Annotated in this window: 9 protein-coding genes; 2 read left to right on the top strand and 7 right to left on the bottom strand. The window is 63.8% G+C overall.

Going from position 1 to position 16678, the window contains the following annotated elements; genetic code table 11:
• Nucleotides 1-34: 34 nt before the first annotated feature.
• Nucleotides 35-6847, bottom strand: coding sequence for a VCBS domain-containing protein (locus AB7Z56_RS04640; RefSeq protein WP_063980815.1), 6813 nt, complete (start codon nucleotides 6845-6847; stop codon nucleotides 35-37).
• Between the two features lie 621 nt (nucleotides 6848-7468).
• Between AB7Z56_RS04640 and AB7Z56_RS04635 the strand changes: the two genes are divergently transcribed.
• Together AB7Z56_RS04635 and AB7Z56_RS04630 are read left to right on the top strand one after the other, a co-directional pair.
• Complete coding sequence (locus tag AB7Z56_RS04635) at nucleotides 7469-8200, top strand: transglutaminase-like cysteine peptidase (protein ID WP_063980814.1); 732 nt, start codon at nucleotides 7469-7471, stop codon at nucleotides 8198-8200.
• 176 nt (nucleotides 8201-8376) lie between these two features.
• Entirely contained in the window at nucleotides 8377-9501 is a 1125-nt protein-coding gene (locus AB7Z56_RS04630; RefSeq protein WP_063980813.1) for a lysozyme inhibitor LprI family protein, read from the top strand.
• Between the two features lie 200 nt (nucleotides 9502-9701).
• Here AB7Z56_RS04630 and AB7Z56_RS04625 read toward each other — a convergent pair whose 3' ends face one another.
• From AB7Z56_RS04625 to AB7Z56_RS04600, 6 genes are all read right to left on the bottom strand, one after another.
• Entirely contained in the window at nucleotides 9702-10901 is a 1200-nt protein-coding gene (locus AB7Z56_RS04625) for an ABC transporter substrate-binding protein (protein ID WP_063980812.1), read from the bottom strand.
• Between the two features lie 81 nt (nucleotides 10902-10982).
• Nucleotides 10983-12821 (bottom strand): AMP-dependent synthetase/ligase, encoded by a 1839-nt coding sequence (locus AB7Z56_RS04620; protein ID WP_063986061.1) that lies wholly within the window; start codon nucleotides 12819-12821, stop codon nucleotides 10983-10985.
• Between the two features lie 104 nt (nucleotides 12822-12925).
• Nucleotides 12926-13714 carry an ABC transporter ATP-binding protein gene (locus AB7Z56_RS04615; protein WP_063980811.1) on the bottom strand — a complete coding sequence of 263 codons (789 nt, stop codon included), beginning with the start codon at nucleotides 13712-13714 and terminating at the stop codon, nucleotides 12926-12928.
• Between the two features lie 3 nt (nucleotides 13715-13717).
• Nucleotides 13718-14476 (bottom strand): ABC transporter ATP-binding protein, encoded by a 759-nt coding sequence (locus tag AB7Z56_RS04610; RefSeq protein WP_063980810.1) that lies wholly within the window; start codon nucleotides 14474-14476, stop codon nucleotides 13718-13720.
• Nucleotides 14473-15624 (bottom strand): branched-chain amino acid ABC transporter permease, encoded by a 1152-nt coding sequence (locus AB7Z56_RS04605; protein ID WP_028148665.1) that lies wholly within the window; start codon nucleotides 15622-15624, stop codon nucleotides 14473-14475. Before AB7Z56_RS04605 ends, AB7Z56_RS04610 begins: the two co-directional genes overlap by 4 nt.
• Nucleotides 15625-15629: 5 nt before the next feature.
• Nucleotides 15630-16505, bottom strand: coding sequence for a branched-chain amino acid ABC transporter permease (locus AB7Z56_RS04600; RefSeq protein WP_014498442.1), 876 nt, complete (start codon nucleotides 16503-16505; stop codon nucleotides 15630-15632).
• Between the last annotated feature and the right edge of the window lie 173 nt (nucleotides 16506-16678).

Below are 16678 nucleotides of genomic sequence, written 5' to 3'. Positions count from 1 at the left end.
CTGCGAGCCGGCCGCCAGGAGGCCCGGGCGGCGATCAGGTGATGTGGAAGATGAAATCGCTGGCCTTCAGATTTGCCGCGATCACGTTCTTCAGCAGGATCGTCTCGTGGTTGTCCAGCGTGATCAGGGCGTCGCCCGATTGCGGAGCGATATTGACGTCGTGCAGCGAGCTGATGCTGCCGAACTGCCGCAGGTCGATCTTGTCGAGGCCGACCTCGAAATCGTCGACGCTGTGCTGGACCGCGGACTGCGACGACGTCGGCGCGAACACGAACTGGTCCTTGGCGCCGCCGCCGATAAGCGTGTCGCTCGACTCGGTGGCGAAGATCACGTCCTTGCCGTCGGTGCCCTCCAGGCGGATGCCCTGGCTGCTGGCGCCCTCGACGAAGATGAAGTTCACGGTGTCGGAATGACCGGTCGAGTCGGCAACGGTCACCTTGATCTTGTCCGTCGCGGGCGGCTGCGGATACTGCTCGGTGCTGGCGCCTGTCGGGTCGTAGGTGATGCCGGCACCTTCTGCGAGGCCGGTGTTGATCTGCTCGAGCGAGCCCGTCGTCGGATATGCACTGACGCTGCTGGTATCCGGATGCGAGGTCGACACCGTGACGGTGAAAATGTCCGTCGCCGCGCCAGAATCGGTATCGGTGACCACCAGATCGGTGATGATATCGTTGCTGTTCTCGCGGATGTGCTCGACGTGGAAGCTCTCGGTATTGATGACTGGACCGATGGCAGGCGTCACGCTCGTGCCGATGGTGGTGATGTCGTGCGAGATCGACGCGGTGCCGCCGGTGCCCGTCGCCGTGAGATCGATCGTCGCCGTCGAGCCAGCGGTGGTGATGGCGCCTGTATAGGTGTCGTCGAGAGCGTGGACGCCCAGCGCGCCAGGCTCGCCGCTGAATCCGTCTGCAGGCACAAACCGGATCAGCGTAGCGGAGCTCAGCACGAGCGCATTCGCATCACCGACCGAGTCGACATCGACCCAGCAGCCGCCAACCTTGTACTGCCAGACGCCCTGGTCAACGGTCGCGGCGTCCGACGTCACCGCGATGGCCTTGAAGGTCGCGCCAGTGTCGGCGTCATGGAACTTGTTCGTGAAGAGATCGCGGATCTTGCTGCCAGCCGGATCGCTGTCGTTGCCGGCGACGGCGGCCAGCGTCGCGCTGTCGAGCGTCGGCGCGTCGTTCTTGCCGGTGATCGTGATGGTGACGTCGGTCGTGGTGGTCTCGCCCCGGCCATCATCGAGCGTGATGGTGGACACGACCTTCGCCGTCTGGTCCTGGCCGAGGAAATCGAGCGCGTTGTCGGCGATCGAATAGTGCCAGGTGACGGTACCGTTGTTCTTGCCGGTCAGCTGATACGTCAGCGCGTTCTTCAACGCGGCGGTCTCGTCGGGCGTGAGCGACGCGGTGAGGTCGGTGGCGCCGTCGAGCCAGGTCACGTCCTGGTCGACCTTCGTCACCGTCGGACGGTCGGTCAGGTCGATGTCCTTGAAGTCGATCGAGCCGGTTGCGGCCGGCGACGGGTCGATCGTCGAGGACGAACCGGTGGTATCGGGCTGCTCGGAGAAGCTTGCGGTCAGCTGCGCCACATCCGTGGTGGTGAATGTCGGCGCATCGTCGTCCGCATGGATCGTGATCAGCGTGTGGCCACCCTCATCGCTGCCCGCGAAGTGCGCGTCGCGATAGTCTCCGATCAGGGTGAGGCTGATGCTCTTGCCATCGTCGCCGGTGACCGTCAGCACGCCGCCGTTCGCGGGGTGGTCGGCATCCGGGACATAAACCGCGCTGGTGCCAGGCCCCCACTTGATCATCGTCAGGTCGATCTTGTCGTTCGCGGACAGCTCCGCGATCGAGCCGCCGAAATCCTTCGTATCGATCTCCAGCTCGGCGCCGTCACCGGCAAGCGTGATCGTTTGCGATACCGCACCCTTGACCTCGAGCGTCGCGCCGGCATCGACGACGACCGCGCCCGTGGCCGAGCCCGACAGCGAGCCAAACAGCGTCAGCGTCCCGGTGTGAACCTCGATCGAGCCGGTGCCGGTGTTGGTGATGTCGCCCGTGATCGACGCAGTGCCCCAGCTGTCGATGTCGCCATAATTTTCGATGGTCAGATCGGCCCCGGAAATGGAGGCCCCGTGCAGATCGATGTCGCCGTGGTTGACGATCGAGGACGCATCGCCGAACACGCCGCTGCCGGCGACCGTCCAGGTACCGCCCGTCTCGTTATTGAACGTGGCGGTGGCGACCGAGATGTTGCCGTTGATGTGGCCGGCGTTGTTGATCGTGATCTCGCCGCCAGTCTCGACGATCGCATAGGTCGATGAGGTCACGCTGCCGGCATCGGCTGGCCCGATGGTGCCGGAGTTGGTGATAAATGCAGCGCCGGTGCCGTTCTCCTGGATGGAGATCGCAGCAAAACCATCGGCGCCGACCACGGAGCCGGTATTGGTGATGTGCGTCGAGCCGACCGCGCCCGCATCGTCCTGGTCGACATTGATGCCGAACGAGGTCGTGCCGGAGATGTGCCCGTTGTTGGTGACGGTGACTGCGCCGTTGCCATGGGAGACGATGTCGAGGCCGACCGCACCGGAAACGCCGCCGCCGATGGTCGCCGTGATATCGCCTGCACCGTTCGCACCGTCGTGCAGCACGATGCCGTTGCCGGTCTGGCCGGTGATGTCGCCCGATGTCGTCAGCGAGATGTCGCCGATGCCGTTCTGAGTGACGACAATGCCGTTGGTCGCACCGGTCAGCGTACCGCTCGGGGCCAGGACGATGTTGCCGCGACTGCCGATCGTCCCGCCCGAAGCGGTGAAGTCGAGCGCGTCGCCCTTGCCCGAATTGATGCCGGCATCGCCGGTGACCGTGAAAGTACCGCCGGTCGTCGCCTGACCGGCGATAGTGCCGGTAAAGGCATGGCTCGTCTTGTCGAGCTTGAGCGTATTGGTGCCGCCGGCGAAGCTGACGGTCTGCGCATCCGCACCACCGAGCTCCAGCGTCGTGTTATTGTCGATGATCAGCGCGCCGACACCGGTGATGCCGCCGGACAGGTTGAGCGTGCCGCTCTGGACTTCGATGGTGCCGGTGTTGGTGACGCCACCCGTGATCGTGTTGAGGCCGGAGACGCTGTAGAGATTGCCGGCATTGCCGAGGCTGCCGCCGTTGATCGAGACGTCGGACAGATAGAGCTTCGAGGTCCCGTCGACCGAGATCGTGCCGCCGGTGTTGGCGACGGTGACGGTCGTCAGCTTCAGCGTGCCGCCGGTCACTGCCTCGATTAGACCGTGATTGGTGATGCCGTGAAGGATGCCGGGATCGATCGTCAGCGTGCCGCTGGTGACCGAGATCGTGCCGGTATTGCCGACGTCGGCGTTGTCGATCGCGCTCGCGCCGGTCGATTCCAGCGTGCCGGCGATGGTGAGCGTGCCGCCGGCCAGGCTCGCACCGTTCAACGTCAGATTCTTGCTCGCATCGACATTGACGGTGCCGTGATTGACGATCGCGGTGCCCGAAACGGTCGCGTCGTCCAGCGTCAGCGTGGCGCCGCTCTCGACCGTCACCGCGCTGACGCTGAGCGTGGCGGCGTTGTCGATCTTGCTGGCGCCGGTGACGTCGATCGTGCCGGCGCCCCTGATGGCGCCGCCGCTGATCGTGGCATAGTCCAGCGTCAGTGCGGCACTGCCGTCGACGATGACGTCGCCGCTCGAATTGTCGACGGTCGAGCCCTGCTCGATCGCGAGCGCGCCGTTGGCGAGCACTTCGATGATGCCGGCATTGGTGACGGTCTCATCGCTGAGCGCATTGCGCGCACCGCTCACCTTGAAGACGGTATTGTTTTTCAGAATGCCGCCGCTCAGGACGGCATCGCCGGTCAGATCAATCTCACCGTTGTTGGTAATCGTGCCGGCGCCGCGAATGCCGGCGTTGAGGACGGGGCCTCCCTCGTCATCACCGCCACCGGTGTCGATCACCGCACCAGCTCCTCCGATGGTCGCATTGCTGACGATCAGCTTGCCGCTGGCGTCGACCGTGATCTGGCCGGCATTGGTAACGCTGGAGCCCTGATGGATCGTCAGCCAGCCGTTGGCCAGCACCTCGATCACACCGGTCGCGGTGTTGGACACGGTCTCGTGGGCGAACTCGACCGTGCCCTTGACGTTGACTGTGCCGGAATTGTTCAGCGTGCCGTTCTCGATCAGGCTGGTGCCGTCGAGCTCCAGCGTGCCCAAAATGCTGACGGTGCCGCCATCGACCGTCGCGGTGTCGACGATCAGCGTCGAGCCGGCATCGGCCCTCAGCAAGCCGCTGGCGTTGTGGATCGTGGCGAGCGTCTTCAGCGTGCCGCCGGACAGCTCGATCGTGCCGGAATTGGTGATCTTGGTGCCGCTGGCGAAATCGCCGCCGCCCGCGAGCGTCAGATAGCCGGCATTGGTGAGCACGCTCGTGCCCAGAATCTCGGCCTTGCCGCCGACCGACATCGTTCCGGTCGCGGCGGTCGTGAGGATCGAATCGGCACCCATGTTGAGCGCGCCTGATATCGTCAGCGAGCTCTGGACGATCACTTTCGGCGGCGGGCCACCGAAATCGTTCATCGTCAGCGACTTGGCGTAGGCCGCAGTGTCGATCGTCACCGGATAGGACGGCGTCAGGCCGTGCAGCTGATCGGTGATGACGATGACATCGTCATTGATGGTCGGGACCGTGCCGGTTGCCCAGTTCGCCGCGTCCTTCCAGAAGCCGCCGGAGGGAGCGCCGGCCTTGTCGGTCGCGATCCACACCACCGCGGGCGCATCGGTGCCGGTGATCGTGACGGTGATGGTCTGCTTCGAGGTCGCGCCTTGCGAATCCGTCAGCGTCACGGTGTAGACCAGCGTCAGGACCTCACCTTTCGGGATGAAGTCGGCGAGATAGACCGGCAGATCGGCCAGCGACCAGTTGATGGTGCCGGTGCCGTCTCCGGTGCTGTCGGCGCCCGCCGCGATCGCGACCGACATCGCGCTCTGGAACGCCGCGAGCGGGCCCGGCGGAACGGTGCCATCAGGCAGGGTCGCGCTGGTCAGCGCCACCGACACCGTATGCTTGTCGGTGAGATCGACGTCGCCGAAGTTCAGCGTGCCCGTCGTCGGCACATCGCTGGTGAGCGGGCCACCCGGCACGCTGGTGCCGCCTTCAAAGATGATGACCGGAACGCTGGTGGTGATCACCGGCTTGTCGTTGGTGCCGGTGATCGTGATCGTGATGGGGATGAAGGCGGTCTCGGGGCTGACCGAGAAATTGTTGTCGACGCGGACCATGTAGGTCAGCGTCAACGTTTCGCCGGCCGCGAGGAAGTCGAAGACGTGGTCGGGGATCGTGTAGGTCCAGACCGCCGAGCCGTTGTTGTTGTTGCCGCCGTCGGCGACGACGTTGATCTGGATCTGCGTCGCCGCGATGTCCTGCTTCTGGAGCGCGGTGAGCGAGCCGGTGACGTCCTGGCCGGCGCTCTTGTAGACGTAGTTCGGCGCGTCGGCGAGGTTCACGCTCACCGTGGGCCTGTCGCCCAGGTTCTGGTCGATGAAGGTGATGCGGCCGGAGATCGTGTCGGAATGCGTGGTGTCGCCGGTCGTGTCCGCGCGCTCGGTCAGCACAAACGCCGTCTTCACATTGCCGTTGAGATCGAGGCTCTGAGACAGAGGCTTGCCGGGGTAACGGTTGAAAGGCGTCGTGTGATCGCTGGGCCCCTGCGGTCCCTGCTGACCGAGGTTGGTGAAGAGCGCGGTCGCGATGTAGCCGGCCGGCGTCTTGATGACCAGGCCGTCGCTGGTCTGCGTGATCGTGTCGGTGAAGTTCGTGGTCAGCTTGGTGTTGGTGTTGTTGTCGGTGAACTTCAGCGTGAACACGTCTGTGATCAGCCTCTGGACGTCCGGCGACAGCAGCCCGTTGGTGATCGAGACGTTGCCGCCGCTGATCTGGATCATCTGGCCGGCCTGGTTGACCGTCGCGATCGGCAGCAGCGTGACCTTGTCGAACAGGATGTAGGAGCCGGTCGTGCCGTTCGGCTCGACCAGCACCTGGAAGCTCGCCTGCGGCTGCGGATCGCCGCCGCCGGCGGGAACGACGAAGTTGATCTGGGTCAGCACCGCCGTGCCGCGGATGCCCATGGTGGCGACCGGCGTGTCGATCTTCATGTCGCCGTGCTTGGCGGTCTCGCCCGCGACGAAGGTGATGGTGCCCGCAACCAGGCTCAGCAGCGAGGAATTGCTCGACCCGTTGGGGTCGTAGACCATCTCGTTCAGCACCATCCGCGCATTGGAGGACAGGCCGAACACGGTGCCGTCGATGAAGGTGATGCCGAGCGTCGAATCCGCGCCGGTCGAGACCACATCGCCCTTCTCGACGTTATCGCCGTTGTTCAGCGTGACCGAGACGCCGTTGCGAACCGCGGTCGCGCTGCCGGAGAGTTTTGTGACGTGGCCGATGACCTGCGCGGCGGCGATGCCGGGCGCGGCCTGCGCAACCTGCACATGGCCCGTGAGCGCGTTGACGACGTCGCCGGTGAGATGGGCGCCATCGGGCGAGGCGATCGCTGCGCGCTTGTCGCCCTTGAAATAATCGTGAATGACGAACTCATGCCCCTCGTGGGACAGCACGAGGTCGAGACCTGCGCGCTTGAACTCGCCATTGAAGATCAGGTTAGCATCGGGAACAACGAACGTGCCGTCGGGCACGTGACCGTGCGCCTTCGCGACAAAAGGCTTGGCGATAAAAGTCTTGGCCGTAAAGGAATCGATATGAACGTCCGCGGCCGAGCGGGAACCCTCGCCATCAAGGGGAATCGTGGCGTCAAATTTGCCAGCGTAATTCAACCGGGGGGCACCGCAAAAAAGAGTTAAAATCTAAGTAAGTAACGACCGCCTAAGCTTGAATAGCATTACCAAGTCCTTAGCGAAACCATCTATTGCTTGTGTGATTCCCATCACTTGGCTGGAGGAGTCCCCAATAGCGGCGCCTTCACAGAGAAGCCGAAGTAATTCTTCAAATATTCCGAGGTCGGTTTTCGGCTTATTTTCACGCATTCCCAGTCATCCAAAGTAATCAGTCGCCCCTATCGAACGACGGATACTTGTGTCATCTTTTGTTCGTAGTACCCCGCAGCATCCTGCGACAAATACGGGGCAGAATCTGTGACCCAACTAACAGAACCCGTGAAATAACGGGCTGTTAGCCATAAGCGGTAGAATCAGCCCTCCCGCAACTTCTCCCTGCAATTGGTTCCATTTCGCGGCGACGGAGCCCTCCTAGCCGGCGAATCGTAAAATTTTACGCAATTTGCACAGGCCCGTTTCAGCCTGTCCCACGGTTTTGGGACCCCTGCCGGGCGCGTTAAGCAGAACAAAACGGCCCGTCTCGCACTATCTCCGCGAAAGCAACAAAGCCCGGCACGACCAGGTCGAGGGGGACCTGGCGAAGCCGGAAGGGGATGTCAGATGGAGACCGCTGCTCGCTCGCGCGCCTGGCGCGCTGTCCTTGTGCTGTGCGGATTGATCCTGCTCGGATCGGCCGCCGAGCTCCGCGCCGGCACGCTGCTGTCGCCTGGAGCCGGCGTCCTCGTGCGCAGATCCGCCGAGCCGTTCGGCGTGTTCGCCTTCGCCATCTCGTCCGGCAGCCTCCAGCAGAAATGGTTCGCGCTGAAGCAGAAGCTCGACGACGACATGGTGCAGCTCGCGCTGTGCGACGGCGACCGGGACAATTGCGCGTCGCCCGCGGCGCTCAAGCTGATCGCCATCGTCGACCAGGCCCGCAGCCGCGACGGCCGCGCGAAGCTGGGTGAGACCAATCGCGCCATCAATCTTGCCATCCGGGCCGCCAATGACGGCGCCGACGACGTCTGGAGCTCGCCGCTCGCGACCTTCGCGCGGGGCGCCGGCGATTGCGAAGACTATGCCATCGCCAAGCTGGCCGCGCTGCGGCTCGCCGGCGTTGCCAATGAGGACCTCCGCATCGTCGTGGTGCGTGACGTCAGGGCCGGCGAAGAGCATGCGGTTGCCGCAGCAAAGCTCGGCGGCCACTGGCTGATGCTCGACAACCGCCGCATGGCGATGGTCGAGGACGACGCGGCCCAGACCTACCAGCCGCTGTTCGTGCTCTACCAATCCGCCGTGATGAAATATGTCGACGAACCGGTGCGGTTGTCGATGGCCGCACCCGAGGCGCACTGATTTTCTTGTAGCCCGGATGGAGCGAAGCGAAATCCGGGACTTTCACGACGCGCACCGCTCCCGGATTACGCTTCGCTCCATCCGGGCTACGGGTCTCACGTAAACCGTCACGCCACAAAGCCGTTTCGCCGCGCGATCCGGGGCGCTAGCATGGCGCCTTTGCGGGGGCGACTGGAATGCGGTTCATCGTGCTGTCTGTGCTTGCGCTGCTGGTGTTGCCGGCGGCACCAGGCTCCGCGCAATCGGGCCCGTCCGACCGCTCCATCGCCGACAGGCTGCCGCTATTTGCCCGAAACAACTGCCAGCAGATCCGCGATCCCGGCAATCAATTGATCTGCGGTGACGCCGAGCTGGCCGCCGCCGCCGAGAAGCTCGGCACGGCGATCGAGGCGCGGCTCGCCCGCCTGCCCGATCGCCTGCCCGCGATCGAGGAGAATGCGATTTGGATCCGACAGCGCAACCTCGGCTGCGGCATCGTCGGCCAGACCGCAATCCGCACCGACGATTTCGACCGCGTGAAGGCGTGCCTTCTCAAGGTCACCGAAGAGCGCGCCGCAATCGTGCGTGATCCCGATTTCGACTGTCTCGCGGCCAACACGGCCGCGGGCGCGCTGATCTGCGCGGACCCGTCGCTGGCGCTCACCGAAACCGAGCTCAACAGCCAGGTGCTGGGCCTGATCGGCAGGCTGGATCCGACCGCGGCCCGCTTTGCCTTCGCCGAATACGGCCGATGGACGAGGGAGCGCGATCGCAAGTGCAATCTCGTCGGCAAGGAGAACGTGCCGCTTGCCGAGCTTTCGTCCGCGGAAGATTGTCTCGCCGACCATCTGAAGCGCAAGACCGAGGAGATCGCCGCCGCCAAGGGCGATCCGAAGAAAGTGTTCGGCCGGCAGGTCGCGGCCCGCTCGCCCGACACCGATGCCGTCGATTTCTGCGCCGCCCGGATTCACGCCGCCAATTCGTGCGGCAATTTCCTCCGCATCAACCGCGTCTACGCGCTCGACAGCCAGGTGACCGACCAGGAGGCGCAGGTCACGGGCGAGATCGAGATGGTCGTGCTGGCGCCCTTCACCATGTGCAGCAAGGTCGCATCCACCTGCACCGGCACCTGCTGGGACCCCAGGACGGGCCGTCCACAGCCCGGCCTCGGCAGCAAGGAGCGATCCGGCGAAGCCTTCAACGTCACGCGCCGCCTGAGAATCCAGCGGACCTTCGCTTTCGTCAAAGCCGCCGACGGCTGGCGCTGCCGGGAAGACGAGCTCGCGCCGGTGAATTCGGGGACGGCGGGCGGGGGATCGTAGGTTCTCCCCGTGGCGTGCTTTCTTCCTTCTCCCCTTGTGGGAGAAGGTGGCGCGCACATCGTGCGCGCCGGATGAGGGGTTCTCTCCACTCGCACGACCATTCATGAGGATAGAGACCCCGAACCCGGCTTCGCTCACGCGAAGCCAGCCTCTCCCACAAGGGGAGAGGGTGCACCGTCAGCGCCGCAAGAGCGAAGCCATCAAAACATCAGATTATCCTTCACCAGCACCCAGCGGCCGTTCTTCACTTGCTGCACCTGGGTGACGGTGGTGGCGAGATGGTTGGTCTTCGAGAACACCGTCGGCGGCGAATTAAAGATATCCTGGAACTTGTCGCCGGACTCCAGCGCGTCGAGCATCTTCTGGCCAGTGAGATCCTTGCCAGCCTTGTTGGCATAATGCGCGAACGTCATCACCGCATTGTAGCCGATGATCGCCTGGGTGTTGGCGTCGGCGTTGAACATCTTCTTGTAATTGACGAGCCAGTCCTTCACCTTTCCCTTCGCGGTGTCTTCGTAGGGAATTTCGAAGTTCGAGGCGGAATACAAGCCTTCCACCACTTCCTTGCCGAGCGCCGGCACTTCGAGCACGTTAACGGGCGTGGCGCCGAGGAAGGTGACGTCCCATCCGAGCTTCTTCGCTTCACCCATCGTGCCGATCGGCTCACGGAGGACCGCGCCGAGCACGACGAGGTCGCAACCGTCGGACTTCATCTTGGCGACCTGCGCGCTGAAATCGGAGGCGCCGCGCTTGTAGCTCGTGATCGAGGCCGGCTGCAGCTTCATGGCGGTGAGCTGCTGGTTGAAGCCGTCGAGCACGTTTTTGCCGTACTCGTCGTCCTGATGCAGGATGCACGGCTTCTTGAAATTCTTTGCCTCTATCATGTATTTGAGCGCTGCGCGCGTGCTCTCGACATAGGGCAGGAGGTTGTTGAACTTCAGCCTCTCCTGCGGCTTGGCCGGATCGAACTTGAAGGTGAACTCGGCCGCCGTCAGCGGGAAGAGCTGAAGCACGCCGGCGTCGAGCAAGATATCCTGCGCAGCGAGCACGGTCGGCGATCCCATTGGACCCACCATCGCGAAAATCTTGTCGCGCTCGATCAGCTTTTGCGAAGCCAGCACCGCTTTCTTCGGATCGTAGCCCGAGTCCTCGACGACCAGCTTGATCTTGCGGCCCTGGACACCGCCCGCCGCGTTGATCTCCTCGACCGCCATCTTCATGCCGTTCGAGACCGGCACGCCCCAGCCCTTGATCGGCCCCGACAGGTCCTGATGGGTGCCGATGACGATCTCGGATGCCGAGATGCCATCGTTGGTGACCTTGGTTTGCGCCGCGGCCGGCAGACAGGTGAGCACCACGGCGCTCACAGCAAGGCCGAACGTACTGAACGATTTCGACATTGACGTCTCCTCTCCTTTGGGCCCGTATGGTGCGAAGGGCGGGGGCCACAGCTCCTTCGCTTTCTCGAACTGGCAGGCTCGTCACGCCACCGCGCGCTGGCGATACATCGCCTCGATCTCGGCAGCGTAGCGCTTGTTCACGAAGCCGCGCTTCAGCTTCATGGTCGGCGTCAGCTCCTCGTCCTCCGGGGTCAGCTGGCGCTCGATCAGGTAAAATCTCTTGATGGTCTCGACGCGGGCGAAATTGCCGTTGACCCGTTCGATCTCGCGCCAGATCAGGTCCTGGATCTCCGCCGCGCGGCACAGGCTCGCATAATTGGTGAAGGGGATGTCGTGGTCCTGGGCGAATTTCTCGACATTCTCCTGGTCGATCATCACGAGGCAGGTCAGATAGGGCCGCTTGTCGCCGATCACCACGGCATCCGAGATGTAGGGCGAGAATTTGAGCTGGTTCTCGATCTCGGACGGCGTAACGTTCTTTCCGCCGGAGGTGATGATGATGTCCTTCATCCGGTCGGTGATGCGGACAAAGCCTTCGTTGTCGATGGTGCCGACGTCGCCGGTGTGCAGCCAGCCGCGATGGTCGATGGTCTCGGCGGTCTTCTCGGGCTGATTCAGATAGCCCATGAACAGGAAGTCGCCCTTGATCAGGATCTCGCCATCGGGCGACAGCGCGACCTCGCCCCAGGACACGGCAGTGCCGACCGAGCCGAACTTGATGCGTTCCGCCGGCATCATGGTCGCGACGCCGCAATTCTCGGTCTGGCCGTAGACCTCGTGCATGTCGATGCCGAGCGCGAGATACCAGCGGATCAACTCCGGCGCGATCGGCGCAGCGCCGGTGAACGCGATGCGGCAGCGGTCGAGCCCGATCATGCGGCGGATGTTGCGGAACGCGAGCCGGTAGGCGATGCCGTTGGCGATGCGCAGCGAGAGCGGCGGCGCCCTGCCCTCGATCCGGCAATCGACCATGCGATAGCCGACCTTGATGGCGCGGCGATAGACCCATTGCTGCAGCGGCGTCGCGTCCTTCAGCGCGATGGTGATCGCGGAATAGAACTTCTCCCAGACGCGAGGCACCGCAAAGAAGACGGTCGGCTGCACCTCGCGCAGATTGTCCGGCACCGTCTCCGGGCTCTCGGCGAAATTCATCACCGAGCCGAGTGCGACCGAGATGTAGTAGCCGGCGACCCGCTCGGCGACGTGGCAGAGCGGAAGGAAGATCAGCCGGTCTTCGTCCTCCCGCGCCGAGATGAAATCGTTGGCATGCCGCATCTGATGCGTGACGCTGCGGTTCGCGTGCATCGCGCCCTTGGGCGGACCGGTGGTGCCCGAGGTGTAGACGAGGATGACAAGGTCGTCCGCGCTGCGGCTGTCGATCATCTCCTGCCACAGCTCCTCGCGGCCGACCATGTGGTTGCGGCCGAGCGCACGGAACTCGTCGAGCGACATCACCATGTCGTCGGAGAAGCCGCTGAGGCCCTCCATGTCGAACACGATGATCTTTTGCAGGGACGGACAGCGCGCGCGGCAGGCGAGCACCTTGTCGAGCTGCTCCTCGTCCTCTGCAAAGATCACCCTGGTCCGGGAATCGTTGACCAGATATTCGACCTGGGACGATGCATCGGTCGGATAGATTCCAGAGGAAACACCGCCGGCGCACAAAATCCCCATGTCGGCATGAACCCATTCCGGCACGGCATTGGCGATGATGGAGGCGACGTCGCCGGGCAGAAAGCCGGAGGCGCGAAGCGCGTAGGCGATCTCCTTCGAGATCTCCAGCCACTCGCGCCAGCTGGTCGGCTGCCAGATGCCGAATTTCTTCTCGCGAATAGCCGGCCTGTCGCCCCGCGTCTCGGCGGCGCGCAAGAAGCTCTTCGCGATCGTATCAGCGACCGTCAGCACCGCCGGTCGGGCCATGCGCGTCTCCTCCTTGTCGCTCTCCCCTCCGCTGCCTGCCTTGCCGGCGGTCTGTTGTTGCGGATGGGCCAATCCATTTAACGCCTTCTCCTAGCGCCAAATCTTCAGCGCCAAGTCTTCTTCTTTTTCCAGCGCCGCTCGCCTCGTGCGCCCGCCTCCTTGGCACCAAGGTAGAATTCCTGAATGTCCTGGGAATGCATCAAGCGGTCGCAGGTGTCGTTCATCACGACGCGGCCGATCTCCAGCACGTAGCCGTAATGCGCCGTCTCCAGCGCCACCTTGGCATTCTGCTCGACCAGCAGGATCGACATGCCCTGCTCCTCGTTGACGCGGCGGATGATGGTGAAAATCTCCTTCACCAGCAGCGGCGACAGGCCGAGCGAGGGCTCGTCGAGCAGCAGCAAGGTCGGCCGGTTCATCAGCGCGCGCCCGATCGCGAGCATCTGCTGCTCGCCGCCGGAAAGCTGGCCGGCCGGCTGGTTGATGCGCTCCTTCAGCCGCGGGAAATAGCCGTAGACGCGCTCCAGATCCTCCGCGACGCCATCACGATCCCGGCGCGGATACGCCCCCATCATCAGGTTCTCGCGCACCGAGAGGAACGGGAATACCTCGCGCCCCTCCGGCACATGGCTGAGGCCGAGCCGCACGATCCGGTCCGCCTCCATGCGCTGGATCGACCTGCCCATGAATTCGATCGTGCCCTTCTGCGGATCCAGAATGCCCGAGATCGTCTTCAGCACCGTGGTCTTGCCGGCGCCGTTGGCGCCTAGCAGGGTGACGATGCGGCCGCGCGGCACCTCCAGCGAGATGCCGCGGATCGCCATGATCGGCCCGTAATAGCTCTCGATGTTGGATAGCTTCAGGATGATGTCGGGCGTGACGGCGGCGTCCATGCGTCAGGCTCCCAGATACGCGGCGACGACATCGGGATGCTGCTGCACCTCGGCGGGCGACCCCATCGCCAGCACCCGGCCATAGTTCAGCGCGATGACGCGATCGGAGACGCGGTTGACCAGCGACATGTCGTGCTCGACCATCAGCACGGTGACGCCGAGCTCGTTCTTCATGTCGCGGATCCAGAAAGACATGTCGCCGGTCTCCTCGACATTCAGGCCGGAGGACGGCTCGTCGAGCAGGATCAGTTTCGGCTCCGAGCACAGCGCGCGTGCGAGCTCGATCACCTTGCGCACGCCATAGGGCAGGCCGGAGATCAGCTTGTCGCGATAGGGTTCGAGATCGAGGAACTCGATCACCTGCTCGACCCTGCGGCGATGCACCTTCTCGTTCGCCCGCACGCTCGGCAGGAACAGCAGCTCCTGCCAGAGCCGGGTGGTCGAGTGACGGTGGCGGCCGACCAGGAGGTTGGAGAGCACGGTCGCGTTCTCGAACAGCTCGATGTTCTGGAAGGTTCGCGCGATGCCGAGCCTGGCGATGTCGTAGGGCGGCTGCTCCGTGATGTCCTGGTCTTCGAAGAAGATGCGGCCCGTGGTCGGCCGGTAGATCCGCGAGATCAGGTTGAAGATCGAGCTCTTGCCGGCACCGTTCGGTCCGATGATCGAGAGGATCTCGCCCTTCTCGACCGCGAAGGATACCGCATCGACCGCCTTCAGCCCTCCGAAATGCAGCGACAGGTTCTCCGCGCGAAAGTAGCTCATCGGTTGCGCTCCGACTTCACGTAGATCTTCTGACGCTTGAAGGTGGCGCGCTTGTAGAGCGGAAACAGCTGGAAGAAGAGCTTGATCTTGAGCCAGCGGCCGTAGAGCCCGAGCGGCTCGAACAGCACGAACAGCACGATGATGATGCCGTAGATCGCACCCTTCAATCCGTTGAGCGAGGCGAACGCCGCGACTTTCGACTGGATATTGCCCGCAGTCGCCGGACCCGCCCCGAACGTCGCGGCAATGCCGGCGATGATGCCGGGCAGGTCGTCCTTCAGATAGGTCAGGAACGGGTCGATCATCACGATGAAGATCGCGCCCAGCACCGCGCCGTGCAGGCTGAAGGTGCCGCCGATCAGGATCACGATGATGAACTCGATCGAGAGCTGGAGCGTGAACATCTCCGGCGAGATGAAGGAGAGCTTGTGCGCGAACAGCACGCCGGCAAAGCCGGTGATCGCCGCCGAGATCGCAAAGGACTTCACCTTGTACAGCGCGACGTTGACGCCCATGCTGCGCGCCGCGGTCTCGCTGTCGCGGATCGCGACGAAGGCGCGCCCCGTCGGCGAGCGCAGCAGATTGAGCGTGCCGACGATGGTCAACACCAGCACGGCCAGGCAGAGGAAATAGAAAGTCGGGCTGTCGCGCGGGACCGTGACGCCGAGCAGCGACAGGGTCTTGACCCGCATGCCCTCGTTGCCGTTGGTGACGCTCTCCCAGCGGGCCAGGATCTCCTCGACGATCAGGGCAAAGGAGATGGTGGCGATGACGAGGTAGATGCCGGTCAGACGCAGGGCGGGAAAGCCGACCATCGCGCCGATCAACCCGGTCAGGGCACCGGCAGCGAGGAAATAGACCGGGAACGGCACGTTATATTTCTGCAAGTATGCCGCCGTGTAAGCGCCGATCGCGAGGAACGCGGCGTGGCCGAGCGAGGCTTGCCCGGTAAAACCGGTCAGGATCAGAAGGCCGACGCCAACCGTCGCGTAGATGCAGACGAAGACGAGCTGGCTCATCAGATAGCTGGAGAGCACATAGGGCGCGATCAGCAGCAGCGCGAGCAGGATGCCGTAGGAGACGACGTAGCCGGAATGCGGGAACAGCTTGATGTCGTCCTCATAGTCGGTCTTGAACAGGAAGCGCATGGCGTTCAGACCTTCTTGCGGACGTGAAGGCCGAACAGGCCTTCAGGCTTCAAGAGAAGTACGGCGAGCAGCACGAGATAGGGCGCGACGTCCTTCCAGCCCTCCGCCAGATAGAAGCCGGCCATGCTCTCGATCACGCCGATCAGCACGCCGCCGACGACCGCGCCGGGGATCGAGCCAAAGCCGCCGAGGACTGCGGCGGGAAACGCCTTGAGGCCGAGCACGAGGCCGACATTGGAATGGATGAACGTGATCGGCGCCAGCAGCACGCCGGCGCAGGTCGCGACCGCCGCGCTGATCGCCCAGACGACCGACACCACGCGCTTGACCGGGATGCCCATGTAATAGGCCGCCAGCATGTTCTCGGAACTGGCGCGCATCGCGGTGCCGAGCGTGGTCTTGTTGAAAAACAGCCAGAGCAGCGCGCACAGGATCATCGTCGCGGCGATCACCGAGAGCTTGTCATAGGCCAGCACCAGCGAGCCGACGCGCAGCACGCCGTGGCTGAACGGCGTCTCGATCTTCAGATCGTCGGTACCCCAGATCATCCCGGCGACCGAGCGCAGGAAATAGCCGAGGCCGATGGTGGCCATGATGATGGAGAATTGCGGATAGCCGAGGATCGGCCGCACCACCACGCGCTCCGCCAGCATGCCGAACAGCGCCATGGCCGCCACCGCACCGGCAAAGCCGATCCAGTAGTTCAGTCCCATCATGCCGATGAAGGTGAAGGCGAAGAAGCCGCCCAGCATCATCAAATCGCCCTGGGCGAAATTGACGACCTCGGTGGCCTTGTAGACGAGCACGAAGCCGAGCGCGATCAGGCCGTAGACGCAACCGAGCGCAACACCGCTGACCAGCTGCTGAACGAAATCCAGCATCGCCGCGCAACCTCCCGATACAACAGCGGCTCTTCGCGACCGCCTTGCTGCATCTTGTGTCCAGTCGCTACGCGGTCGTTTCGCCGCGTTAGCGCCATTTGTCCCGGCAGCAATTCAGCCTGAACCGTCCAGCGCTGTCAACAAACGGTGACTTGCCATTAGTAGCAACCGGA

The sequence above is a fragment of the Bradyrhizobium sp. 482_C4_N1_8 genome (assembly GCF_052075965.1).
Classification (GTDB): domain Bacteria; phylum Pseudomonadota; class Alphaproteobacteria; order Rhizobiales; family Xanthobacteraceae; genus Bradyrhizobium; species Bradyrhizobium barranii.
The sequence above is the reverse complement of the archived record's forward strand: the minus strand, read 5'-3'. Positions and strand labels throughout refer to the sequence as shown.

Excerpts from the sequence above, each read along its gene's own strand:
- AB7Z56_RS04635 (WP_063980814.1), top strand. The coding sequence starts at position 7,469 with ATGGAGACCGCTGCTCGCTCGCGCGCCTGGCGCGCTGTCCTTGTGCTG.
- AB7Z56_RS04630 (WP_063980813.1), top strand. The coding sequence starts at position 8,377 with ATGCGGTTCATCGTGCTGTCTGTGCTTGCGCTGCTGGTGTTGCCGGCG.
- AB7Z56_RS04625 (WP_063980812.1), bottom strand. The coding sequence starts at position 10,901 with ATGTCGAAATCGTTCAGTACGTTCGGCCTTGCTGTGAGCGCCGTGGTG.
- AB7Z56_RS04620 (WP_063986061.1), bottom strand. The coding sequence starts at position 12,821 with ATGGCCCGACCGGCGGTGCTGACGGTCGCTGATACGATCGCGAAGAGC.
- AB7Z56_RS04615 (WP_063980811.1), bottom strand. The coding sequence starts at position 13,714 with ATGGACGCCGCCGTCACGCCCGACATCATCCTGAAGCTATCCAACATC.
- AB7Z56_RS04610 (WP_063980810.1), bottom strand. The coding sequence starts at position 14,476 with ATGAGCTACTTTCGCGCGGAGAACCTGTCGCTGCATTTCGGAGGGCTG.
- AB7Z56_RS04605 (WP_028148665.1), bottom strand. The coding sequence starts at position 15,624 with ATGCGCTTCCTGTTCAAGACCGACTATGAGGACGACATCAAGCTGTTC.
- AB7Z56_RS04600 (WP_014498442.1), bottom strand. The coding sequence starts at position 16,505 with ATGCTGGATTTCGTTCAGCAGCTGGTCAGCGGTGTTGCGCTCGGTTGC.